Source organism: Paeniglutamicibacter sulfureus (genome assembly GCF_030512175.1).
GTDB classification, from domain to species: domain Bacteria; phylum Actinomycetota; class Actinomycetes; order Actinomycetales; family Micrococcaceae; genus Paeniglutamicibacter; species Paeniglutamicibacter sulfureus.
On sequence record NZ_JAULBL010000002.1, the window covers coordinates 2,674,903 to 2,698,118 of the forward strand.

Annotated in this window: 17 protein-coding genes; 4 read left to right on the top strand and 13 right to left on the bottom strand. The window is 65.7% G+C overall.

Features of this window, described 5'->3' with window-relative positions:
- Positions 1–358: 358 nt before the first annotated feature.
- Together aspS and hisS are read right to left on the bottom strand one after the other, a co-directional pair.
- The gene (gene aspS, locus Q2T94_RS18810) at positions 359–2,161 is read right to left on the bottom strand and encodes an aspartate--tRNA ligase (RefSeq protein ID WP_302266146.1); all 1,803 of its coding nucleotides are present in this window, start codon (positions 2,159–2,161) and stop codon (positions 359–361) included.
- Between the two features lie 226 nt (positions 2,162–2,387).
- The gene (gene hisS / locus Q2T94_RS18815) at positions 2,388–3,734 is read right to left on the bottom strand and encodes a histidine--tRNA ligase (RefSeq protein ID WP_302266147.1); all 1,347 of its coding nucleotides are present in this window, start codon (positions 3,732–3,734) and stop codon (positions 2,388–2,390) included.
- A gap of 264 nt (positions 3,735–3,998) precedes the next feature.
- Between hisS and Q2T94_RS18820 the strand changes: the two genes are divergently transcribed.
- On the top strand, positions 3,999–5,651 hold the full coding sequence (locus tag Q2T94_RS18820) for a DUF349 domain-containing protein (RefSeq protein WP_302266148.1): 1,653 nt from the start codon (positions 3,999–4,001) through the stop codon (positions 5,649–5,651).
- 174 nt (positions 5,652–5,825) lie between these two features.
- Complete coding sequence (locus tag Q2T94_RS18825; RefSeq protein WP_302266149.1) at positions 5,826–6,470, top strand: type IV toxin-antitoxin system AbiEi family antitoxin; 645 nt, start codon at positions 5,826–5,828, stop codon at positions 6,468–6,470.
- 24 nt (positions 6,471–6,494) lie between these two features.
- Here Q2T94_RS18825 and Q2T94_RS18830 read toward each other — a convergent pair whose 3' ends face one another.
- The 10 genes from Q2T94_RS18830 to Q2T94_RS18875 form a co-directional block, all read right to left on the bottom strand.
- Positions 6,495–8,786 carry a RelA/SpoT family protein gene (locus Q2T94_RS18830; protein ID WP_302266150.1) on the bottom strand — a complete coding sequence of 764 codons (2,292 nt, stop codon included), beginning with the start codon at positions 8,784–8,786 and terminating at the stop codon, positions 6,495–6,497.
- Between the two features lie 243 nt (positions 8,787–9,029).
- Positions 9,030–10,013 (bottom strand): protein translocase subunit SecF, encoded by a 984-nt coding sequence (gene secF / locus Q2T94_RS18835; protein ID WP_264268984.1) that lies wholly within the window; start codon positions 10,011–10,013, stop codon positions 9,030–9,032.
- Positions 10,006–11,739, bottom strand: coding sequence for a protein translocase subunit SecD (gene secD, locus Q2T94_RS18840; protein WP_264268985.1), 1,734 nt, complete (start codon positions 11,737–11,739; stop codon positions 10,006–10,008). Before secD ends, secF begins: the two co-directional genes overlap by 8 nt.
- A 223-nt stretch (positions 11,740–11,962) precedes the next feature.
- A complete protein-coding gene (gene yajC, locus Q2T94_RS18845) occupies positions 11,963–12,418 on the bottom strand; it encodes a preprotein translocase subunit YajC (RefSeq protein ID WP_302266151.1) in 456 nt (151 codons plus the stop codon).
- 175 nt (positions 12,419–12,593) lie between these two features.
- Positions 12,594–13,652, bottom strand: a complete 1,059-nt coding sequence (gene ruvB / locus Q2T94_RS18850) for a Holliday junction branch migration DNA helicase RuvB (protein ID WP_302266152.1) — start codon at positions 13,650–13,652, stop codon at positions 12,594–12,596.
- Positions 13,653–13,661: 9 nt separating this feature from the next.
- Positions 13,662–14,282, bottom strand: a complete 621-nt coding sequence (gene ruvA, locus Q2T94_RS18855) for a Holliday junction branch migration protein RuvA (RefSeq protein ID WP_264268988.1) — start codon at positions 14,280–14,282, stop codon at positions 13,662–13,664.
- Positions 14,283–14,404: 122 nt separating this feature from the next.
- Positions 14,405–15,013, bottom strand: a complete 609-nt coding sequence (gene ruvC / locus Q2T94_RS18860) for a crossover junction endodeoxyribonuclease RuvC (RefSeq protein ID WP_302266153.1) — start codon at positions 15,011–15,013, stop codon at positions 14,405–14,407.
- Positions 15,014–15,022: 9 nt separating this feature from the next.
- Positions 15,023–15,778 carry a YebC/PmpR family DNA-binding transcriptional regulator gene (locus tag Q2T94_RS18865; protein WP_264268990.1) on the bottom strand — a complete coding sequence of 252 codons (756 nt, stop codon included), beginning with the start codon at positions 15,776–15,778 and terminating at the stop codon, positions 15,023–15,025.
- Positions 15,779–15,780: 2 nt separating this feature from the next.
- The gene (gene pdxT / locus Q2T94_RS18870; protein WP_302266154.1) at positions 15,781–16,452 is read right to left on the bottom strand and encodes a pyridoxal 5'-phosphate synthase glutaminase subunit PdxT; all 672 of its coding nucleotides are present in this window, start codon (positions 16,450–16,452) and stop codon (positions 15,781–15,783) included.
- A gap of 135 nt (positions 16,453–16,587) precedes the next feature.
- Entirely contained in the window at positions 16,588–17,850 is a 1,263-nt protein-coding gene (locus Q2T94_RS18875) for a CapA family protein (RefSeq protein WP_302266155.1), read from the bottom strand.
- Positions 17,851–17,929: 79 nt separating this feature from the next.
- Between Q2T94_RS18875 and Q2T94_RS18880 the strand changes: the two genes are divergently transcribed.
- Both Q2T94_RS18880 and Q2T94_RS18885 read left to right on the top strand, forming a co-directional pair.
- Positions 17,930–19,951 (top strand): M3 family metallopeptidase, encoded by a 2,022-nt coding sequence (locus tag Q2T94_RS18880; RefSeq protein ID WP_302266156.1) that lies wholly within the window; start codon positions 17,930–17,932, stop codon positions 19,949–19,951.
- The gene (locus Q2T94_RS18885) at positions 19,948–20,703 is read left to right on the top strand and encodes a GNAT family N-acetyltransferase (protein ID WP_302266157.1); all 756 of its coding nucleotides are present in this window, start codon (positions 19,948–19,950) and stop codon (positions 20,701–20,703) included. Before Q2T94_RS18880 ends, Q2T94_RS18885 begins: the two co-directional genes overlap by 4 nt.
- Before the next feature lie 1,653 nt (positions 20,704–22,356).
- Here Q2T94_RS18885 and Q2T94_RS18890 read toward each other — a convergent pair.
- Positions 22,357–22,791: a hypothetical protein gene (locus tag Q2T94_RS18890; protein ID WP_302266158.1), complete on the bottom strand. Its 435-nt coding sequence runs from the start codon at positions 22,789–22,791 to the stop codon at positions 22,357–22,359.
- Positions 22,792–23,216: the final 425 nt, after the last annotated feature.

Genomic DNA, 23,216 nt, shown 5'->3' on the forward strand with positions numbered 1-23,216 from the left:
TGTGGAGGCGAGGTACCGCCATGACGCACGCCGCCAAAGGACGGACTAAGTCAAAAATTTATCTAGATAATTAATCTTACTAAGGTTGTCCACTTTTCGCACCTGTTTTCCACGCCTTCCTTCACATGTCGTCAGCGCACGGCAAGGATGCGACAGCACAGCAAGCGCCGGGCACAACAAATCGGTCGCCGACAAGGCGACGTTTCCATTCCCAAGACCCCCGCCACGCCCGCCGGATTTGCCCTGGCCTGCCGCTTGACACCCTGCCGCTCCCCCGCGCAAAACCCCGCTGGCAAGCAAGAGGGCGCCCACCGTGATGGTGGACGCCCTCCCGGCAACCGCTTAAGAGCGGTGCGGACTACTTGGCTTCGGCCGAGACAGGCTCGTTGGAGTCGGCCTTCTTGGCCTCCGGCTTCGAGTCGACGCCGGCCTCCTTGCGCTGCTGGGCCGTGATCGGAGCCGGAGCGGACGTGAGCGGATCAAATCCACCACCGGTCTTCGGGAAGGCGATGACGTCGCGGATCGAGTCCGAGCCGGTGAGCAGCTGCAGCACGCGGTCCCAGCCGAAGGCGATTCCTCCGTGCGGCGGGGCGCCGTACTTGAAGCCTTCGAGCAGGAACCCGAACTTCGTCTGTGCCGCTTCCTGGTCAAGGCCCATCATCTTGAACACGCGCTCCTGCAGGTCGCGCTGGTGGATACGGATCGAGCCGCCACCGATTTCGTTGCCGTTGCAGACAATGTCGTAGGCGTAGGAGAGTGCGTTCTCCGGGTCGGTGTCGAAGGTGTCCATGAATTCTGGCTTCGGGGAGGTGAAGGCGTGGTGAACGGCGGTCCAGGCGCCGGACCCGACGGCCACGTCGCCCGAGGCGACAGCTGCAGCGGCAGGCTCGAACATCGGTGCGTCGACGACCCAGACGAATGCCCAGTCGCCTTCCTTGATCAAACCGGTGCGGTGGCCGATTTCCACGCGGGCGGCGCCGAGCAATGCGCGTGCCTCGTTCTTGGAACCGGCGGCGAAGAAGATGCAGTCGCCGGGCTTGGCTCCGGTGGCCTCGGCCAGGCCGGCGCGCTCAACGTCGGTCAGGTTCTTGGCAACGGGGCCGGCAAGTTCGCCGTCCTCCTTGTAGAGCACGTAGGCAAGGCCCTTGGCGCCGCGCTGCTTGGCGAATTCCTGCCAGCCGTCCAGGGTGCGGCGGGGCTGGGAGGCGCCGCCGGGCATGACCACGGCACCGACGTGCGGGGCCTTGAAGACGCCGAACTCGGTGTCCTTGAAGAACTCCGTCATGTCGGTCAGCTCGAGGCCGAAGCGCAGGTCCGGCTTGTCCGAACCGTACTTGGCCATGGCCTCGTGGTAGGTGATGCGGGCGATCGGCGTCGGGATCTCGACGTCGATCAGCTTCCACAGTTCCTTCACCAGGGCCTCGCCCACGGCGATGATGTCGTCCTGCTCGACGAAGGAGGCCTCGATGTCCAGCTGGGTGAACTCCGGCTGGCGGTCCGCGCGGAAGTCCTCGTCGCGGTAGCAGCGGGCGATCTGGTAGTACTTCTCAAAGCCACCGACCTGCAAAAGCTGCTTGAACAGCTGCGGGGACTGCGGCAGGGCGTACCAGGATCCGGGGGCCAGGCGGGCCGGGACCAGGAAGTCGCGGGCGCCCTCGGGGGTGGAACGGGTCAGCGTCGGGGTCTCGATTTCCACGAAGCCGTCGTCATGCAGCAGGTTGCGGGCAATCCGGTTGGCCTCGGAGCGCAGGCGGATGTTGCGGTTCGGGGTGGGACGGCGCAGATCCAGGTAGCGGTGGCGCAGGCGCGCCTCCTCGCCGACCTCGACGTGCTCGTCGATCTGGAACGGCAGCGGCGCGGCGGTGTTCAGCACGACGACGGATTCGGCGATGACTTCGATCTCGCCGGTGGCCAGCGCCGGGTTCTCGTTGCCCTCGGGGCGGCGCTCGACCTTGCCGGTGATCTGCAGGACGAATTCGTTGCGCAGCGGGTGGAAAACCTCTTCCTCGCGCACCACGACCTGGGCGAAGCCCGAGGCGTCGCGCAGGTCAAGGAAGGCGACCCCGCCGTGGTCGCGGCGGCGGGCCACCCAACCGGTGAGGGTGACGGTTTCTCCGATGTGCTCGGCGGTCAAGGTGCCGAGCTGATGAGTGCGTAGCACTGCATTCCTTTCTACAAAGGTGCAAATTTCCGCGTGGGTCTCCGGTCACGGGCGGGCGCCCGCGGCACGGGCGCACCCCCCATGGGGAGCGCGGAATTGGGAAGAATCTATGTGCGAGTTTACCGGCATGCGGTCGGTGGCAACCACGGAACCGGGAAAGGTGTGTGCCGAGTCACGAAAGCGGTGGCAGGCGGCACCCGCTTTCGTGACTCGGCAGAGGGGTTTGCTAGGCCACGGCCGGGGCCGGCGCGCCAACCAGGTTGTTGAGGTCCTCGGCCGCAGGGGTCCACAGGGCCGGGTCCGCCGTTTCCTGGGCACCGGTGCGGATGTCCTTGACCTCGTGGGTGCCCTCGGCGGTGGTGAACCAGACGAAGGGGATGCCGCGCTTGTCCGCGTACTTGATCTGCTTGCCGAACTTCTCCGCCTTGGCGGCAACTTCGCAGGCAATGCCGCGGGAGCGCAGCTCGGCGGCCACGTCCTGGGCATCGTTCCAGGAATCGTCGTTGGCCAGGGTGACATACACGGCGCTGGGCACCGAACGTGCAGCTACGGCGGTGTTCTCGGCGAGCATGCGCGAGACCAGGCGGGTCACGCCGATGGACAGCCCGACGCCCGGGTAGTTCTTCTTGCCGGTGGAGGCCAGGGATTCGTAGCGCCCGCCGGAGCAGATCGAGCCGAGCGATTCGTGGCCGACCAGGACCGTCTCGTAGACGGTGCCGGTGTAGTAGTCCAGGCCGCGGGCGATGGACAGGTCGGCGACGACCTTGCCCGGGGCGCGCAACACGGCTGCCTCGATCACCTGGGTGAGCTCGTCAAGGCCCTCTTCCATCAGCGGGTGGGTGACACCCAGTGCGCGGACCTGCCTGACGAAGGAGACATCTGCGGTGCAGATCTGCGCCAGTGCCAGGGCAGCGGCAGCCTGCTCGTCGTTGGCGCCGAGCTCGGTCTTGAGCAGCTCGGCCACCTTCTCGGCACCGATCTTCTCCAGCTTGTCGATGGAGCGCAACACGCCGGCGGTGTCCTCGAGCCCCAGGCCAAGGTAGAACCCCTCGGCGAGCTTGCGGTTGTTCACGCGCAGGCGGAAGTCCCCGATGGGCAGGGCGGAAAGTGCCTCGGCGATGACCAGGGCCAGTTCCACGTCGTAGCGGAAGGGCAGTTCTCCGTCGCCCACCACGTCGATGTCGGCCTGGGTGAATTCGCGGAATCGGCCGTCCTGCGGGCGTTCGCCGCGCCAGACCTTCTGCATCTGGTAGCGGCGGAACGGGAAGGCCAGGTGTCCGGCGTTTTCCACCACGTAGCGGGCGAAAGGGACGGTCAGGTCGAAGTGCAGGGCCAGCGCGTTGGGGTCGTGCTTGGCGGATTCCTCGGCGGCCAGGCGGGAGAGTCCGTAGACTTCCTTGTCGATCTCGCCCTTGCGCAGCAGTTGTCCGACGGTTTCCACGGCGCGGGTCTCGATGTTGCCGAACCCATGCAGCTCGAAGATCCGACGCAGCGTGTCCAATACATGCTGCTCCACCGCACGCTCCTGCGGGAGCCATTCGGGGAAGCCGGATAGTGAGGCCTTGCGTGCCATGAAGTCTGTACTCCTAGTAAGGGGGAAAACTGGTTGGTTGCCACGGACCGCGGGCCGTCGGTCCGAGGGATTCGGCCATTGGCGGCAGGCACGTAGGGAACCAAGTCTAATGGCGCGCCACTGCGCCGATGGCGAAACGACGCGAATGCGTCAGGGTTTTGCGGCGCAGGAGTACCGGCGGTTGGGACATGGCGGGTAAAGTGGCGGAGACAGTTGTGTCCCGGCGCATAACCGGGGCCGAACCTTAGCGAAAGAGTTTCAGCGGTGACCACCAGTCAGCAATCCGACGACAATCTCCAGCCAGCAGCAGCGGCCGAGGAGCAGCAAACCGAAAGCACGGTAGAGGCAACCCCGGTTGCCGAGCCCGAAGCTGCAGTGGAGGCACCGGAAACGGAAGCCCCGGCAGCGCAGGAAGCACCCGTTGCCGCGGCAACCCCGGTTGCAGAACCCGAAGCGGCAGCGGAGGCACCCGAAACGGAAACCCCGGCAGTTGAGGAAGAAGCGGCCCAGGAAGCACCCGCCGCCGAGGCAACCCCGGCAGCAGCCAAGCCCGCTGCACATGCCGTGCCGACTCCGGCGGCCATGGCCCCGTCCGCGCGCCCATCGGGCAAGCACGCCGCGAAGGTCGCCACCCCCGTGGCCGCTCCCCCGACGTTTACCACCCCGCCGGAGGAAGCCGCCAAGTTCGGCCGTGTTTCCGAGGACGGCCATGTCTTCCTTCTCGTCGATGGCGCCGAGCACCCGGTCGGCCAGTACCCGGATGCCACCGCCGAAGAGGCCCTGGCCTACTTCGTGCGCAAGCACGACGAGGTCGTCTCCTCGCTCATGCTCCTGGAGCAGCGCGTCGCCGCCAAGGCCCCGAGCTCTGACATGAACAAGACCTTGGACCACCTCGCCGCCACGGTGGCCGAGCGTGCCATGGTCGGGGATATCCCGGCACTGGAAGCGCGCATCGAGACCGCCCGCGCCGCCGTCGCCGAACTGGTTGCCACCGAGCGCAAGGCCAATGAGGAGTTGCGCGCCACCGAGCTCGCCGCCCGCGAGGCCATCGTCGCCGAGGCCGAGGCGCTGGCCGCCACGGATCCGACGACCGTGCAGTGGAAGCAAGGCTCCAACCGCATGAACGACCTCTTCGACGCCTGGAAGACCGCCCAGAAGTCAGGCGTTCGCTTGGGACGATCCACCGAGGATTCCTTGTGGAAGCGCTTCCGCGGCGCCCGCACCACCTTCGACCGCCACCGCCGGGCCTACTTCTCGCAGCTCGATGCGACCAACTCCGAGGCCAAGGCCGCCAAGGAAGCATTGATCGCACGCGCCGAGGAACTCTCGCGTTCGACCGACTGGGGACCGACCGCCGGCGAATACCGTCGCCTGATGGACGAGTGGAAGGCCTCCAAGCGCGCTTCGCGCAAGGACGACGACGCCCTGTGGGCACGTTTCCGCGCCGCGCAGGACGTGTTCTTCGAGGCCCGCCAGTCCGCGAACGCCGCCATCGACGAGGAGTTCGGCGCGAACCTCATCGTCAAGGAGGCCCTGCTGGTCGAGGCCAAGGCCCTGTTGCCGATCAAGGACCTGGCCGCGACCAAGAAGTCGCTGGATTCGATCCGTGACCGCTGGGAGGCGGCGGGAAAGGTTCCGCGTGCCGACATGCAGCGCGTGGAGTCCTCGCTGCGTCAAGTCGAAGAGGCCGTTCGCTCGGCCGAGGACGAGCAGTGGCGCCGGTCCAACCCGGAGACCAAGGCACGCTCGAACTCCATGCTGACCCAGCTCGAGGAGGCCATCGCCGGCCTCGAGGAGGACCTGGCCAAGGCAAAGGCCAAGGGCGTCGAGTCCAAGGTCAAGGCCGCCCAGGAAGCCCTGGATGCGCGTCGCCTGTGGCTCGAGACCCTGCAGAAGTCCTCCGCGGACTTCCAGTAACGGCACACACGCACTGCTCCGCCGGGCGGGTACGGTTCCTTCGAACCGCACCCGCCCGGCGGCGTTTAAGCCCCCCCGGAAGCGGATGCCCGCGGCATCGGGGGTGCTCGAAGGTTATCCACAGTTTCCGCCACTCCCCTGCCACCTGGCACCCTCGCCTGTGAGAGTGGGGGAATGGAACGTACAATCCCCCGGAGCGAACCGGCCGAACCACAACTCCTGCAACCGGCCCCGGTCCTCGGCGCCCTGCAAGTCATCCTCGTCGATGCGCCGTTCACCCTCAACGAGCTGCAGGCGCTGAGGCTGCGCGGTTCCCTGCGCGAGATGCTTCCCGGAGCCTACGTCTCCGCCGCCCACCCGGACAATTCAGTGACCCGCGCGCGGGTGGCCGCCGCGGTGGCCGGGGAGCAACTGGTGCCCGGCCGTGCCCTGTGCAAGTGCACGGCGGCATGGGTCTATGGCTGCGCGCCGATGCCGCGCGAACTGGACATCGTGGTGCCGCGCTACCACCGGCCCTGCGCGCCAACGCCGCGGATGGTGCTGCGCCTGAGCGAAGGGGCCATGGACGAAGACCAGATCTGCACGGTGGGAGGCATCGCCGTCACCTCGCCCTTGCGCACGGCGATGGACATTGCCTTCAATTCCGAGCTGCGCGAATCGTTGCCGGTGCTGGCCGCCATCAACGACTCGGCCCGCCTGCGCTGCGGGTACCGGGAGATGTTCGAGCAGATCAACGCGCAGGTGCGCCGGCCGGGTCGGCGCCGCGCGCTGATGGCCATCACCCGCCTGATGGACACGGAGCTGCCCGCGGCGGGCTGAAGCCGTTCGAGCCGGGACCGGCGGCTAGGAGCGGCGGGTCCCGCCAGAGGTGCGGTACACGTCGTACACACCGTCGATCCGGCGCACGGCATTGAGCACGTGGCTGAGGTACTTCGGGTCACCCATCTCGAAGGCAAAGCGGGAGAACGCAACGCGGTCGCGCGAGGTGGAGACGCTGGCGGCCAGGATGTTCACGTGGTTCTCGGAGAGCACACGCGTCACATCGGAGAGCAGCGACTTGCGGTCCAGCGCCTCGACCAGGATCTCCACCAGGAAGACGCTGGACTTCGTCGGCGCCCACTGCACCTCTACCAGCCGGTCGGGCTGTTCCTCGAGCTGCTTGAGGTTCACGCAGTCGGTCCGGTGCACCGACACCCCGGAGCCTCGGGTGACGAACCCGCGGATCGGGTCCGGCGGCACGGGCGTGCAGCAACGTGCCAGCTTGGCCAGCACCTCTCCGGCGCCCGGGACGATGACCCCGGCGTCGGAATCGACCGACCGTCCCGGCACCGCGTAGATGGGGGTTTCCTCCAGCACCTCCGCGACGCCGCCGTTTTCCCCGCCGACCAGTGCGGTGAGGTGCTCGATGACGTTCTGCGCGGAGGTGTGCCCGTCGCCGACTGCCGCATAGAGCGCGGAAATGTCGTGGTGGCGCAGCTCCTGGGCGACGGCGGAAAGCACGTCGTGGGTCATCAGCTTCTGCAGCGGAAGGTTGTTCTTCCGCAGCGCCTTCGTCAGCTGCTCCTTGCCCTTCTCAATGGCTTCCTCGCGGCGCTCCTTGGTGAACCACTGGCGGATCTTGTTTCGCGCGCGGGCGCTCTTGACGAAGCCCTGCCAGTCCTGGGACGGTCCGGCGTTTTCTGCCTTGGAGGTGAAGACCTCCACCATGTCACCGTGGTGGAGCTCGGAATTCAGCGGCACCAGCTTGCCGTTCACACGCGCGCCGATGGTGCGGTGGCCGACGTCGGTGTGCACCGAGTATGCGAAGTCCACCGGCGTGGATCCCACGGGAAGGGACATGATCTGTCCCTTTGGGGTGAAGACGAAGACCTCGGCGGTGTTGATCTCGTAGCGCAACGAGTCCAGGAACTCGTTGGAGTCGGAAGTTTCCTTCTGCCAGTCCATGAGGCTGCGCAGCCAGTCCATGTCCTGTTCCTCGACCGAGCGGCCGTCGGAAGCGGCGCCGTGCTTGTACTTGAAGTGCGCCGCCACACCGTATTCGGCGCGCTGGTGCATGTCGTGGGTGCGGATCTGGATCTCCACCGGCTTGCCGTCGGGCCCGATCACGGTGGTGTGCAGCGACTGGTACAGGTTGAACTTGGGCAGTGCGATGTAGTCCTTGAACCGCCCCGGCAGCGGGGTCCAGCGCGCGTGCATCAACCCCAGCACCGCGTAGCAGTCCTTGACAGTGTCAACGAGCACCCGCACGCCCATCAGGTCGTGGATGTCATCGAAGTCCTTGCCGCGCACGATCATCTTCTGGTAGATCGAGTAGTAGTGCTTGGGCCGGCCGCTGATGGCGGCCTTGAGCCGGGCGGCGGCGATGTCCTCGGCGATGGCGCTGCGCACCGTGCCCAGGTACTTCTCGCGTTCGGGGGTCCGTTCCCCGACCATGCGCACGATCTCCTCGTACACCTTGGGGTGCAGGGCGGCGAAGGACAAGTCCTCAAGTTCCCACTTGACGGTATTCATGCCCAGGCGGTGGGCCAGCGGTGCGAAGATCTCCAGGGTCTCGCGCGACTTCTTGGCGCTGGACTCCGGGGAGACGTAGCGCCAGGTGCGCGCGTTGTGCAGGCGGTCGGCCAGCTTGATCAGCAGCACGCGGATGTCCTTGGACATTGCGATGACCATCTTGCGCACGGTCTCCGCCTGCGCGGCCTCCCCGAACTGCACCTTGTCCAGCTTGGTGACCCCGTCCACCAGCTTGGCGATCTCCTCGCCGAACTCGCGGGTGAGGGTCTCCAGGGAGTAGTCGGTGTCCTCGACGGTGTCGTGCAGCAGGGCCGCGGCAAGGATCGCCCCGTTCATGCCCATTTCCGCCAGGATCGTGGCCACCGCCACGGGGTGGGTGATGTACGGATCACCGCTCTTGCGCTTCTGGCCCTCGTGGCAGCGTTCGGCCACGGCGTAGGCGCGGGCCAGCAGGTCCAGGTCCGCCTTGGGGTTCTGGGCACGCACAGTGCGCAGCAACGGCTCCAGGGTCGGGGGCTGGGCACTGGGCCCGCGTCCGGCCAGGCGGACCAGCCGGGAGATCGTCCCGCGCCTGGGTGCGGGATTCGGGGCCCCTGGCATCATGACACCGTGGTTCTCGGCCATCGGGTGCCTCCTTTTCGATCAGGGTCCGTCGCCGTGGCGCTGGCGCCGCAATAAGTTCACGGGAAGTCGAAACAGGCCCTCGTTCCGGGTGCCGCTGCGGGCAGCGCCGGCGAAGGCCACTCCAACTTCCTCTTGCTAGGTTATAGCACTTCCGGGCCAACGGCGGACGGCGGGGCCACCGGAGTCATCCTCCGGGGGCCCCGCCGTCCAATGCACCGGTTCAACCCGGTGTGCAGGCAAAGACTAGACGTTCGCCAGTCGGCTTGCCTCGATCTTCTTGTTGTGGCGTTCGATCTCCGGTTCGCCGTCGCGCAGCAGCGAGTAGAGCGGAGCCTGGACAAAGAGCGTCGAGAGAGCCGAGACGATGATGCCGATGAACAGCGCCAGCGACAGGTCCTTCAGCGTGCCGGCACCCAGCAGGTAGGAACCGATGAACAGGATCGAGGCCACCGGCAGCACTGCTACCACCGAGGTGTTGATGGAACGCACCAGGGTCTGGTTGATGCCCAGGTTCACGAGTTCCTCGAAGTTGCGCTTGGACTGCCCCTCGAACCCCGCGGTGTTTTCGCGGACCTTGTCGAAGACCACCACGGTGTCATAGAGCGAGTAGCTCAGGATCGTCAGGAAGCCGATGATCGCCGAGGGTGTGACCTCGAAGCCGGAGAGCGAGTAGATCCCGGCGGTGATCACCACGACCTGAAGCAGCCCGATGATGGCCGCGAGCGACATCTTCCAGGTGCGGAAGTAGGCCGCCATGAGCAGCGCCACCAGCACCACGAACACGATGAGGCCGATGATTGCCTGTTTGGAGATGTCCGCGCCCCAGGTGGGGCCGACGAAGGTCGAGGTCACTTCCGCCTTGGTGACGCCGTAGGCGCCGGCCAGTGCCTCGGCGACGTCCAGCGTCTGGTCGTCGGTGAGCTTGTCGGTCTGCACGCGCATGGTGTTCGGGGCGATGTTGGTGACCCGCGGGTGGTGGTCCGGGGCGATCGCCACAACGGCAGACTCGCCGGCGGGCACCTCGGTGTGTTCCACCTTCGAGATGGTGAACTCGGATCCGCCGCGGAACTCGATGCCCAGGTTGAATCCGCCCTTGGCGACGGGGACCAGGATGGCCAGCAGCACCAGGACCGCGGAGAGCACCAGCCAGAGCTTGCGCCGTCCGGTGAACGGGTATGACCGCTTGCCGGTGTAGAGCTCGTTGCCCCATGTTGCGAGATTAGCCATTTGAAGAATCCTTACCGGCTGGTTCGTCCTGCTTGGTGGGCGCCGAGACGCTGGTAGCGGCCTTGCGGCGTTCGGCGATGGTCTGCCGGCGCCCGGCTTCGGAGGCCGCATTGGCGTTCTTCTTGCCGCGCGCCGCCTCGGCCTCGGGGCTGAAGCTGCGGACGCGTCCGGCACCGCGGTACAGCGGCACCGCTCCCAGCAGCGACGGGTCGAGCCCGGAGAGGCGGTGCCCCTCGCCGAAGAACTTGGTCTTGGCCAGCAGCTGCAGGGTCGGGTGGGTGAGCAGGAAGACCACGACGATATCGACAATTGCGGTCAGGCCCAAGGTGAAGGCGAAGCCCCGCACGTTGCCCACGGCAACGATGTACAACACCACCGCGGCCAGGATGTTCACGGCCTTGGAGGCCAGGATGGTCCGCTTGGCGCGTTTCCAGCCGATCTCCACCGCCGAGGTCAGCGGACGTCCGTCGCGCAGTTCGTCGCGGATGCGTTCGAAGTACACGATGAAGGAGTCGGCGATCAGGCCAATAGCCACCACCAGGCCCGCAACGCCTGCCAGCGAGAGCCGGTAGTTCATCGACCAGCCCAGCAGCACCAGCGCCAGATAGGTCAGCAGTCCGGAAACAATCAGCGACACGATGGTCACCATGCCCAGCAGTCGGTACTGGAAGAGCGAGTAGATGGCCACCAGTCCCATGCCGATCAGGCCCGCGATGAGGCCGCTGCGCAGCTGGTCCGAACCCAGGGTCGCGGAGATCTGCTGCTCGGACTGGATGTCGAAGCTGATTGGCAGGGCGCCGAACTTCAGCTGGTCGGCCAGGGCCTTGGAGGACTGCTCGGTGAAGTTGCCGGTGATCTGGGCGCGCCCGTCGGGGATCACCGCGTTTGCAGTCGGGGCGGAGATCACGGTGCCGTCAAGCACGATCGCAAACTGGTTCTGCGCGCCCTGCATGCCAACCAGTCGCTGGGTGACTTCGGCGAACTTCGTCTTGCCCTCGTTGTTGAATTCCAGGTTCACGCCCCACTGGCCGGTGACCGCGCCCTGCTGGCCGCGGACCATGCCGAAGGAGGCATCGGCAATGTCGGCGCCGGGAACCTCGACCGGACCCAGGATGTACTTCTGTCCCATGTCCGGGTCGCAGGAGATCATCGGCTTGGACGGGTCGTGCGATTCCTCGGATCCCTGGCCGAGCTCGGCGGGGCAATCGTAGGCCTCGAACTGCTGGTACAGGGCCGCGTCGATCCAGTTCAGGTCCGAACCGTTCTCCGGCTCGGCGGACGGCTTGGGAAGCTCCGCCTCGGGCAGTCGCTGGTCCTCGGGAACGGCCGTGAAGGGCCCGGCCAGGATGACCGGACGGAACTCCATATTGGCCGAGGCCTGGATCAGTTCGCGGGTGCGGGTGTCCGGGACGCCCGGCATGGAGACCACGACGTTGCGCCCGGACTGGGTGGTGATCTCGGCTTCGGACACACCGGTGCCGTCCACACGCTGGCGGATGATTTCCACCGCCTGGTCCAGTTGCTCCTGCGTTGCCGCGGCACCGCCCTCAACTCGCGGGGCCAAGATCATTTGGGTGCCGCCCTCAAGGTCGAGGGCAAGTTTGGGGGCAAATGCTGCCTTCCCGCTCAGCACGCCGGTAATGAGGATGGCTGCCGAAATAAGGAAGATCACGCCGAGCCACAGCAGGGATTTACGCGCCTGCTTGATCGGACCAGTAGATGACATCGTGGGGCTTTCTGTTGTTCCGTCGCCCTCGCGGGGACGAAGATTCCGCGGAAAACCCGAAGCCGGCCGCAACTCCCCCCTCAGGGGGGTCGGGGCGGCTCCGGGCCGCTTGGTGAAGTTCGGTCGAGGCCGGGTTGCTCACCTGTGGGCCCTTGGCCCACAGAAATCCGGCCACCGTTCACTGCTACGGGGGTGAGGGGGGTGCCCGGGGGGCACGGCCCCCTTAGGCTTTGGGGCCCTTGTCGTCGTTGTTGAGGCGACGCAGGGTCTCTTCGGGGCTTGCGACGTCGGCGGCTTCGGTGTTCCCGGCCTGCTCGGAGGTCAGCGAGGATGCATCGTTCGGGACCTCAACGGCGTCGGCTGCGGCCGCTTCGGGGGCGACAACCTTGGCAACGACCTGGGAGTGCACGGTGACGAAGCTGCCCGGGGATACCTCCAGGACGATCTTGTTTTCATCGGTGTCGATGCTCGAGATGGTGCCGAAGAGACCGAACTGGGTCATCACCTCGGCGCCCGGGGCAAGATTGGAGCGGATTTCCTCCTGCGCCTTGGCCGCCTTCTTACGGCCACGCATCATCATGAAGATCAGCAGGCCAAAGGCGGCGAGCATGATCAACATGGTCGGGTCGAACGGGGCCGCTCCGCCGGCAGCGGGTTGGGCCAAAACGTTTTCGGTCACGAGATAATACCTGTTTCTAAGTCATGGTCAACGGCGCGCACAATCGCAATTGCGCAGCCGGTGGGCTTTTCCATACTATAGGGACTTTCTGGCCAAACCCCGACCGCGCAGGCGTTTTGGCCTGCGAATGTCCTCTGAATCCAGGCTCGCGCCGGCGCGGGGCGTTGGCCGGCACCTATTCCTCGTCGTCAGCGTCGAGCTCGAAGCTGGCCTGCCCGGCAAATACGGCATCGGCGGGCATCCGGAGCCCCAGGTGGCTCCAGGCCTCCGCGGTGGCGATGCGGCCCCGCGGGGTTCGCCCGAGCAAGCCCTCGCGGACCAGGAACGGCTCGGCGACGGTCTCCACCGTCTCGGTCTCCTCGCCGACGGCAATCGCGAGTGTCGAGAGGCCCACCGGTCCCCCGCCGAACTTGGTGCACAGGGCATGGAGCACTGCACGGTCCAGGCGGTCCAGACCGCGGGCGTCGACCTCGTACATGTCCAGGGCGGCGGAGGCTGCGCGGGCGTCGATGCTTTCGAGCCGGTTCACCAGCGCCCAGTCGCGCACCCGGCGCAGCAGCCGGTTGGCGATGCGGGGGGTGCCGCGCGAGCGGGAGGCGATTTCGTAGAACGCCGCCGAGTTGACCTTCAGCGAGAGCATCATCGCCGAGCGGCGCAGCACCAGCTCGAGTTCCTCGACGCTGTAGAACTCCAGGTGGCCGGTGAAGCCGAACCTGTCGCGCAGCGGCCCGGGCAGCAACCCGGCGCGAGTGGTGGCACCGACCAGGGTGAACGGGGGAAGCTCAAGCGGGATCGCCGTCGCGCCGGCACCCTTGCCCACGATGATGTCGACCCGGAAGTCCTCCATGGCCATATAGAGCATTTCCTCGGCCGGGCGGCTCATCCGGTGGATCTCGTCCAGGAACAGCACCTCCCCCTCGGTGAGCGAGGAGAGGATGGCGGCCAGGTCGCCGGCATGCTGGATCGCCGGGCCGGAGCTGATGCGAAGCGGCGCGTTCATCTCGGCGGCAATGATCATCGACAGCGTGGTCTTGCCCAGGCCAGGCGGGCCCGAGAGCAGCACGTGGTCGGCGGTGCGTTCGCGGATCTTGGAGGCCTCGAGCACCAGCGAAAGCTGCTGGCGCACGCGGGCCTGGCCAACGAAGTCGTCCAGGTTCTTGGGGCGCAACGCCGCCTCGAGCACCCGCTCCTCGGGTTCCGAGCCGGCGTCGGTCAACGCACCGGTTTCTGCCATGGCCTACTCCTAGTTTCCCGGCCGGTTGCCACGCCCCAGGGAACGCAGCACCGCCCGCAGGATTTCCGGCACGCTGCCACTTGCAACGATTTGCGGGTCGTTCTTGGTCAGGGCGTCCAGGGCCTTGACCGCATCCTTCTCCGTCCAGCCCAGGCCGGTCAGCGCCTCGAGGACCTGCGGTTCCCAGGACCTGGCGGCCACGGGGCTGCCTGCCGGCACCGGGGCCCCGGTGGGGACGAGCTTGCCGTTGAGTTCCAACACGATGCGCTCGGCGCCCTTGGGTCCGATGCCCGAGACCTTGGTGAAGGCCTTGGTGTCCTTGGTGCTCGCGGCAATGCGGACCTCTTCGGGGGTGTGCACCGAGAGGATCGCCAGCCCGGTGCGCGGCCCGATCCCCGAGACCCCGGTGAGGACCTCGAAGACCTCGCGCTCGTCCCCGCTGGCAAAGCCGAAGAGCGTCATCGAGTCCTCGCGCACCACCATGGAGGTGTGCACCAGCGCTTCGCGGCCCACCTGCAAGGTGGCCAGCGTCTGCGGGGTGGCTTGGATCAGCATGCCGAAGCCGCCGACCTCAATGACCGCGTTGTTCAGGTTGACCTGTTGCGGCACTCCTCGCAGCGTGCTGATCATGTGGGTATTCCTCCGTGGTACCGGGCTGCGCGGTGGTTCCCGGACACGCAAGCCATGCGAATATATCTACGAACAGCTTACAGGTTCGGAGGGCGCCTCCCGCCGAGGCGCCGCCCTCCGGGCTACCGGGCCTTGACCGAACGGGCCTTCGCTTCGGCGGCGATCCATGCTCGTTGGGCCGGGGTCAGGCCCGAAGACCCGCCCGCGGGACGTGATCCCGAGGCGGAGGCGGCGGCGCCGGCGGAGCCGAATGCGGCACCGCGCCAGCCGTGCGTGATGGCCAGGGCAGCGGCGTCCGCGGCGTCGGCGGGCGAGGGAGGCTCGTCAAGGCGCAGGATCTTGGCCACCATCTTGCCCACGGCGTTCTTGTTGGCTCCTCCGGAGCCGGTCACCGCGGCCTTGACCTCGGTGGGGGTGTGCAATGCGACGGGGATGTTGCGTCGTGCCGCGGCAACGATGACAACGCCCGAAGCCTGGGCGGTGCCCATCACGGTGCTGACATTGAGCTGGCTGAAGACCCGCTCGAGGGCCAGCACGTCGGGCTTGTGCTTGTCGAGCCACGCATCGATGCCATCGGCGATGGCCAACAGTCGTTGGTCCAGCGGGGTGCCCGGAGGGGTACCCACCACCGATACATCAATCAGCGTGGCGCGACGGTTGGGCTCGACGTCGACCACGGCCAGACCGCAACGGGTCAGTCCGGGGTCGACGCCAACCACTCTTAAGGGCATGGAAGAGGACTAGTCCTGTTCGAGTTCTGCCATGACCTCGGCACTGATGTCGGCGTTCGAGTAGACGTTCTGGACGTCGTCCAGTTCCTCGAGCGCGTCGGCCAGCTTCAGGAACTTGCGGGCCGAGTCGGCATCCAGTTCCACCTGCATCGAGGGAACGAATTCGATTTCGTCGCTCTCGTAGGCGATGCCGGCTTCCTCGAGTGCCGCAACAATGGCGCGCAGGTCGGTGGGTTCGGAGTGGATCTCGAAGGATTCACCGGCTTCCTTGACCTCGTCGGCACCCGCGTCGAGCACTGCCATCAGCACGTCGTCTTCGGTCAGGCCGTTCTTCGGCAGGCCCACGACGCCCTTTCGGGTGAACATGTAGGCCACGGATCCGGGATCGGCGATCGATCCACCGTTGCGGGTGATTCCCAGGCGGACCTCGGAGGCAGCGCGGTTCTTGTTGTCGGTAAGGCACTCAATGAGCAACGCCGAACCCTGCGGGCCGCGGGCCTCGTAGATGATCTCGGTGTAGTCAATGACCTCACCGGTCAGGCCGGCGCCGCGCTTGATGGCGCGATCGATGTTGTCGCTGGGGACCGAGGTCTTCTTGGCCTTGGATACCGCAAGTTCAAGGCCCGGGTTTCCGGCCATGTCGGCGCCGCCCGCGCGGGCGGCGACCTCGATGTTCTTGATCAGCTTGGCGAAGGACTTGGCACGCCTGCTGTCGAGGATAGCCTTCTTGTGTTTGGTGGTAGCCCATTTGGAGTGGCCGGACATGCTTACGCGTCTCCTCTGATCATTTGGATAAAGAGTTCGTGGATCCGACGCTCTCCGCCCACCTCTGGGTGGAAGGAGGTCGCCAGCAAATTTCCCGAACGTACTGCAACAATTCTATCCACCCGAAGCCCATCCGCGCCCAAGGGCGTGTTTTCGGCGGGGACCTTAGCCAATACCTGCACCTTTTCACCCACGCTTTGGACCCACGGTGCACGGATGAATGCCGCCCGCACCGGTGCTGTCGCCCGGTTCGGGTCCTGGCTTGGGAGGGACTCGAGCCCGCGGATCGCCAGATCCACCTCGAAGGAGTCAACCTGGCGCCCGAAGGCGTTGCGCTTGACCACCATATCGATTCCCCCGAAACTTTGCTGGGGTTCGCCCTTGAGGTTGCTTGTCGGATCGGCGATGGTGTCGGCCAGCATGATCATTCCGGCACACGACCCGTAGACCGGGAACCCGTCAGCGATCCTGGCCTTGAGCACCTCGGCCACGCCGTACATGCGCGAGAGCTTGTCGATCACCGTTGATTCGCCGCCGGGAATGACCAACCCGTCAAGGTCTGCCAGCTCGCGCGGGGACTTCACGGGCAACGCCAGCGCGCCCAGTGAATCGAGTGCGGCCAGGTGTTCGCGTACATCCCCTTGCAGGGCAAGAACCCCAATATGTGGCGCCATCGTGGATCACTTTCTGGTTCGTGGAAATCAATGGTGGGTGGCCGGCGCACCGCGATGGAGCACGTGGACAGCTCAGCGTAAACCCGGGCGGCCTTCCGGCAATATTTTGATGACGTTCTCGGGCGCGTCGGACGGCTACTGTTGTGGCAACGACCACATTTTCGCGCCATCGGTGCGTGCGTTCATGGAGTTCACGGTGTCGGTGGTGCGCTTGAGCGAGGCGCTGTCCTGGCGCTTGGTGGTGCAGGGTTCCCCGTCGGCGGCGGGCAGCGCGCACCACCGCAGCGGGTCCTGCTTCATGATGTGCGGTGCCCACGCCAGCTTCCCGGGACTCCAGCTTTTCCCGGTGCGCACGAATTGCATTTTCACCGTGAGGCCCTCTTGGTTCAGCACCGTCCTGGTTGCGTGCTTGGCCACCGAATTCCCCAGTCCGTAGACGATCCAGGTGCCCTGGTGCTTCTCGATCGGCAGGACCGAGTGCGTGTGGTGGGAGTAGATGAAATCGAATTCCCCGCTGTCGGCCAGCGAGCGATTCAGCGTGATTTGGGATGCGGTGGGCTCGCTGCTGTATTCGGCCCCGTCGTGGAGCGCCGCCATGACGATGTCAGCGCCGGCCGCACGTGCGGCCTTTGCCTTGGAGACCAGCGAGGCCTTGGCGATGTCGTCCACCCGCCACGGAGCATCCTCCGCGACCCCGTTGAGCGAGAAGGTGCCGGCGATGACGGCGACCCTTGCGGTACCGACCTCAACCATCAACGGCTTCGCGGCCTCGGCTGCGCTGCGGTACGAACCGGTGGAGACCAGCCCCGCCGCATCGAGCGCATCCAGGGTCCGTTTGACCCCTGGCACGCCGGCGTCCATGGAGTGGTTGCTGGCGGTGGTGCAGCCGTCGTAGCCGACGTCCTTGAGGGCTGGGATGACCGATGGCGGAACGCTGAACATGGGGTACCCCTTGAACGGCCCGCCCGGGGCGGCGACCGGGGTTTCCAGGTTGCACAGCGCCAGGTCGCTGTCCGCCAGGTACGGTTCGATACCCTCCAGCAGCGGCCCGAAGTCCATGGCACCCTTCCCGTCCTCCTCCGCCTGGTCCCACAAGGCCGGGTGCAGCAGGATGTCGCCGGCCACGGCCACCTCGATGCACTCATCCCCCGGGCAATCAGGGTCCTTCGGGGACGCCGACGCGGCATTGGGCGGGGTCCCCGGCGCGCTCGCAGCTGCGGTTGGCGCAGGCTGTCCGGTGGGAGCGGAGAGGCTTGAAGCCGTCGCCGCGGTGCTTCCGGAGGGCCCCGGCGAAGGCGGCGCGGGGGCGCAGGCACCCAAGGCGGAGACGAGCAGCAACGCCGCGCACAGGGCTGCGCTTCTTCGGACAACGGTGCCGCGCGCGAATCGATGAGACATAGCCAAAAGCCTAACCCTGCGCCGGGTCTTGCGGCGCGGGAAACGGACAGCACCGCGGGCTTATGACAGGGTTAACAGCATGCATAATCCGTTGCTTGAGCGAAGCACCTTGCCGTTTGAATTCCCAGATTATTCAGCCCTGGAAGCTCCCCACTACCTGGACGCGGTCCGGCACGGCGTGGACGGTCAGCTGGAGGAACTCCGGGCCATCGCACAAAACCCCGAGGTACCGACCTTCGAGAACACCTTCGTGGCCATGGAACGCAGCGGCGCGCTGCTGCGCCGGGCCCTGATGGCGTACTGGACGGTGTACTCGGCACACGGCACCGACGAGTTGCGTGAGATCGACCCCGAGCTTCAGGCGCTGGTCTCGGCGCACGAGGATGCCATCCACCTGGACGAGGAACTTTTTGCCCGGTTGGCCTCCCTGGACGCCGCCGGGCTCGCGGGCGAGGATGCCCGGCTGGTCTCCGAGACCCTGCGCACCTTCCGTGCCGCCGGCGCCGAACTTGATGCCGAAAGCAAGGCAGGGCTGCGTGCCCTCAACAGCGAGATCACCGATCTGTCCAGCGAATACTCGCGCAGGCTGCTGGGCGCCATGAACGAGGCAGCCGTGCACTTCGCCGATGCCGCGGAACTGGAAGGGCTCAGCGACGGGGAACTTGCTTCAGTGGCCGATGCAGCCCGGGCCGCCGGCCACGCCGACGGCTACCTGCTGACTTTGGTGCTGCCCACCTCGCAGCCCTTGCTGGAGCGGCTTGTACGTTCCGGTTCCCGCCGCCGCCTTTTTGAGGCTTCGGTGAACCGCGGGCTGGAGGGCGAGAACCGGACCCTTGAGCTGGCCGCCCGGATGGCGTCGCTGCGTTCGACCCGGGCCCGGCTGCTGGGCCACGACACCCATGCGGACGTCGTGCTGCAGGAGGCCACCGCCCCCGACCTGGACGCGGTGCGCCGCCGGCTGGCCGAACTCATCCCCCCGGCCGTAGCCAATGCCCGCGCCGAGGCCGAGGAGCTGGAAAAGCTCTCGGGCGGGCGAATCGAGCCCTGGGACTGGGCCTATTACTCGGCGGCCGTGGCGCGCGAACGCCACGCGCTGGACACCGCGGCGCTGCGCGAATACTTCGAGCTCGATGCGGTGATCGAGCGCGGCGTGTTCGCCGCCGCCACCCGGCTGTACGGGCTGGGCTTCACCGAGCGCTTCGACTTGCCGACCTACCACCCTGACGTGCGCACCTGGGAGGTCTTCAACAAAGACGGGTCGACACTCGGCCTGTTCCTCGGCGACTACTTTGCCCGATCCACCAAGGCCGGCGGCGCCTGGATGAACTCCATCCGCGAATCAGCGTCGCTGTTGGGCGAGCTTCCGGTGGTCACCAACACCCTGAACATTCCCAAGCCGGCGGCGGGCGAGCCTGCCCTGGTGAGCCTGGACGAGGTCAACACGCTTTTCCACGAGTTCGGGCACGCGCTGCACGGGCTCTTTTCCAATGGCGTCTACCCCTCGCTGGCCGGCACCAGCGTCCCGCGGGACTTCGTCGAATACCCCTCGCAGGTCAACGAGATGTGGGCCCTGCACGCCGAGGTGCTGCCAGGCTATGCGGCGCACACCCGCACCGGGGAACCGTTGCCCGAGGGCACGGTCGAGGCGCTGGAGGCCGCTGCCCTGTGGGGCGAGGGCTTTGCCACCACAGAGTACCTCTCCGCCGCCGTCCTGGACCTGGCCTGGCACTCGCTCACGGACGGCGAACTCGTCGAAGATCCGCTCGCATTCGAGCAGCGGGCGCTCACCGAGGCCGGGCTGATCCCGGACTTGGTCCCCTCGCGCTACCGCACCGGGTACTTCAAGCACATTTTCGACGGCGGATACTCGGCCGGGTACTACTCGTACATCTGGTCCGAGGTGCTCGACGCCGACACCGTTGAATGGTTCACCGAGAACGGCGGGCCGAAGCGGGAGAACGGGGAAAGGTTCCGCACGGAGCTGCTCTCGCGCGGCAACACGCGGGACCCGCTGGAGTCCTATGAGGTCTTCCGCGGCCGTCCGGCACTGATCGAACCGTTGCTGCTTCGCCGCGGCCTGGCAAAGGAAATCAAAGCGTGACAACCATTAGTTTTGCCCAGGAGGCGCTCTCCCACTGGCACCAGGCGGTAGCCATTGCCACGGGCGGCAAGCTCTTCACCACCCACGGGTGCTCGTGGGCCTGGCAGCCGGCCCGAGCGCGGCTGGTTTTGCTTTTCCCCGCCCATGCCCAGGAAGCCGGGTTGCGCCCGGGCCTGGCCGAGGGAAGCCGCCTCGGTGCACGCCGGGTGGATGCCTGGGTCAATTCCGGTGCGCCCTCGGGCCCGCTGGAGGCTGCAGGATTCTCCGATGCCGCCCAGATTTCCTGGCATGCCGGGGAACTGGTGGGACCCGAGGAACCCTGGGACGGGCGCGTGCGCCTGGGAACGGACATCCCCGAGGCCGTCGGTCCCGATGCGAATGAACTCCAGGTCGCCAACCTTTGGCGCGATCCGGCCACCGCGGGCCTCAGCGCCGGACACCCGGCGTTGCGCCGTGTAGAACAGGCCACAGCGCGCACCCTCGAGGGTGATCTGGTGGGCCGCGCCTTTGCCCAGCAGGCATTCGGCGGCCAGTTGGCCATCCACGGACTGGCTGTCTCGCCTGCGCACCGTCGGCTTGGCATTGGATCGGCCCTGCTCAACGGGCTGGCCCGCGGCATGGTCAACCCGCTGGGGCTGGACGAGGAATCAAGCATCGAACTCATCGCCGCCGCTTCCCCGCGCTCGGCACCGTTCTTTGAGGCCAACGGCATGCGCCTGTTGGGCCGCGGACGGCACTTGGTGCTGCGCTGAGATGAAGCCTCGAAAGTAGGCGGGGAAGAACGAATAAGCGCCCAGGGAAATACCGCGAACTTTCCCCAACGCTTTCTAAGAGGCGGGAAGCGGCTCCGAACGCAGAGTGGGTGCTGATGTACCGCGGCGGGCTTACCCCTGCCCAGATCGTGAAGCTCGTTGATACGGCAACGTCGACCGTCGGCTAACACATCGGGAATCCACCGTGCAGGATGGCTTCGGGCCGCTTGGTTTTTTCCTTGCAAAGTGCGCCCGGCGGATCAGTAACGGGACCGTGCCGGGGGTCGATGGGTCATCAACCCCGTCCTTGCCCGTAGGGTCGGCGGGCGGCTGCCAAAACGGCAGATCCGTCTGTCTCTGATGGCCACCGCCGGAATCATCCACGGGGTCAGGGCCGACCACGGGGCTTACCCTGGTTGCCCTCGCTCAGGGCACCAGGCGATACTCCTGTGCAGACAGGCCTTGGTCGAAGATTCCCTCCATAATGACCCGGGAGAACCATCCAATGTCGAACTCATACTCATCGCCGGCCGTGAAGGAAGCCGCAACCTCCTCCTGGTTATCGAAGCTGACGCCGCGGTCGACTTAGATATCCCCGCAATTCGACGTGTTGACCAACACCCCTGCCGTCGACGCCGAACCTCTCGAGCCCCCCGAGCTCGTCCGCGGCTCCGCAGACACCACCTCGCACTGAATTGCCTCGACCCCAATTGAGTTCCACAGAGGGATTAACAGAACGCCGGCAGCGCCAAAAATCGTGAAAATTGCAGCGATTTTCCAGAACCACTTGGATCTTTGCCCGCCCGCCTTTTGAGCCGGCCTCTCGCTAGTCATCAATATCTCTCTACTACTCGTTTCACCAACCGCTAGAATGACGGCCAGGCGCTGGCCCGCTGCCTCCCATGACAAATCCCTGGACTCCACCGTTCCAGAGATCCTCGCGTTCCGGGACACCAAGATGCAACTCGGTATTCACCCGACCAACAGCAATGCCTCCAACTCGGTCTGCCCCTTGCTCGGTCAGGAATCGCGTGTCAGCACGAGTGCTGGGCGCTACATCGCGAGGTTGCCGGGACGACAGACGGGCAGGTCTGCGGTCTCCAACGGAATCGGCGGAGACACTGTCAACACGGGAATGCACTACGGCACCACCCCTCGCAAGGACTGGTCGACGCGGGACGCCTTGGGAGCGCTAGCGGGCGGGATTCTCGTCGGTTCGGCGGATCCTCACAGCAACCGGCGACATCGATCCCACTGCCCCGGGCTTCCTGACGACCCCCTGGCCGCGGCGCCCATGGGCCACGAGATGGCGCGGTCGCCGAGCCATGCCGAAACCTGACCGAGACCCAGACCCGCTACGCCGGCACCGGCCGGGTCCTGCGCCACACCGTCCGGGAACGGCCGTGCGTCGACACGAATCACTTCGACCCCGCCACCCAAGTCCAGACTCTGGGCCGACTGACGATCACCCTGGATCCGATGACGACGAAGAGTGAATCTCCTGCTTTCGAGGAACCATGCCTGAGCCTCACCGTGACCCACACCCGATACCCGGGCATCGACCTGATCCTGCGACACGCCATCAAGGAAGGGTCTTGGGGTGAGCCGAGTTACTTCGGTTCAAACCACCGATGCCCGGACCCCAGAATCACTTCACCCCGCAAGGTATCCCCCTTCAACGAGAATCCCCTCCGCAAAAACGAATTGAAAATAGACGCTTACTGCCATCAAGGCCGGCCCAAGGATATATAAGCCAATTCTTGATCCTTTACGCATATGATGAGCGTCAGGTTTCTTGCCTGTTCGCCAAAAAATAACAATGAATATCGGAGACATAACTAACGCAATCGGCATGGGAATTCCACTTCCACTGCGATCATATTTTCCATCGTAAGGCATTCTGGTGTCCAAGGGAACGTTCATAAAAACGAAAATTACAACTAATATGCTTACGACAAAAGAAATGATACAAATAATGTCTACAAATTTCGAGGCCTTCCTTCCAAGTAGTAGATCCTGCTCAGTGAACTCAGTATCCGGATCCGGATCCCGCTTATCCGCACCCGCACCATCATTTTTTGCTACCACGGCTCTACTCCTGTCCGTCTCTCAATAACTTCTCCACCGACAAATTTCGCGCCTTCAACAATAGCGCCCGCGTGGGCTCCACCGTACGCAGCAAAGGAGTGCGTCATCCAATTCGGGTTCGAGCCCAAATTCGGGCCCAAATCGGAAGCGCCCGGGAACCGTGAAAGAAGGTCACACCGGCATCCGAGGTAGCAAGAACGGTCACACCGGACATCCTCGCAGCAGCAGCGTTTCCCACCAAGAATCAAAGTACTCGGCTCGAGTTCGCCGTCGTACTTCAGTGGTGCGATGAGGTAGGCAGGAAGGCCTGTGAACGGTGCATGGGGTGAAATCCTTACTTAAAAGCGAAAGTGGCCGGGCCCGCCGAGACAAAGGTCTCGACAGGCCCGACCACCGGCAAAACCGGATCTACCAACAGGTGAGCG

Coding starts and splice junctions, on each gene's coding strand:
- hisS (WP_302266147.1), bottom strand. CDS start 3,734: ATGGCACGCAAGGCCTCACTATCCGGCTTCCCCGAATGGCTCCCGCAG.
- Q2T94_RS18825 (WP_302266149.1), top strand. CDS start 5,826: ATGGAACGTACAATCCCCCGGAGCGAACCGGCCGAACCACAACTCCTG.
- Q2T94_RS18830 (WP_302266150.1), bottom strand. CDS start 8,786: ATGGCCGAGAACCACGGTGTCATGATGCCAGGGGCCCCGAATCCCGCA.
- secF (WP_264268984.1), bottom strand. CDS start 10,013: ATGGCTAATCTCGCAACATGGGGCAACGAGCTCTACACCGGCAAGCGG.
- secD (WP_264268985.1), bottom strand. CDS start 11,739: ATGTCATCTACTGGTCCGATCAAGCAGGCGCGTAAATCCCTGCTGTGG.
- ruvB (WP_302266152.1), bottom strand. CDS start 13,652: ATGGCAGAAACCGGTGCGTTGACCGACGCCGGCTCGGAACCCGAGGAG.
- ruvA (WP_264268988.1), bottom strand. CDS start 14,282: ATGATCAGCACGCTGCGAGGAGTGCCGCAACAGGTCAACCTGAACAAC.
- ruvC (WP_302266153.1), bottom strand. CDS start 15,013: ATGCCCTTAAGAGTGGTTGGCGTCGACCCCGGACTGACCCGTTGCGGT.
- Q2T94_RS18865 (WP_264268990.1), bottom strand. CDS start 15,778: ATGTCCGGCCACTCCAAATGGGCTACCACCAAACACAAGAAGGCTATC.
- pdxT (WP_302266154.1), bottom strand. CDS start 16,452: ATGGCGCCACATATTGGGGTTCTTGCCCTGCAAGGGGATGTACGCGAA.
- Q2T94_RS18875 (WP_302266155.1), bottom strand. CDS start 17,850: ATGTCTCATCGATTCGCGCGCGGCACCGTTGTCCGAAGAAGCGCAGCC.
- Q2T94_RS18880 (WP_302266156.1), top strand. CDS start 17,930: ATGCATAATCCGTTGCTTGAGCGAAGCACCTTGCCGTTTGAATTCCCA.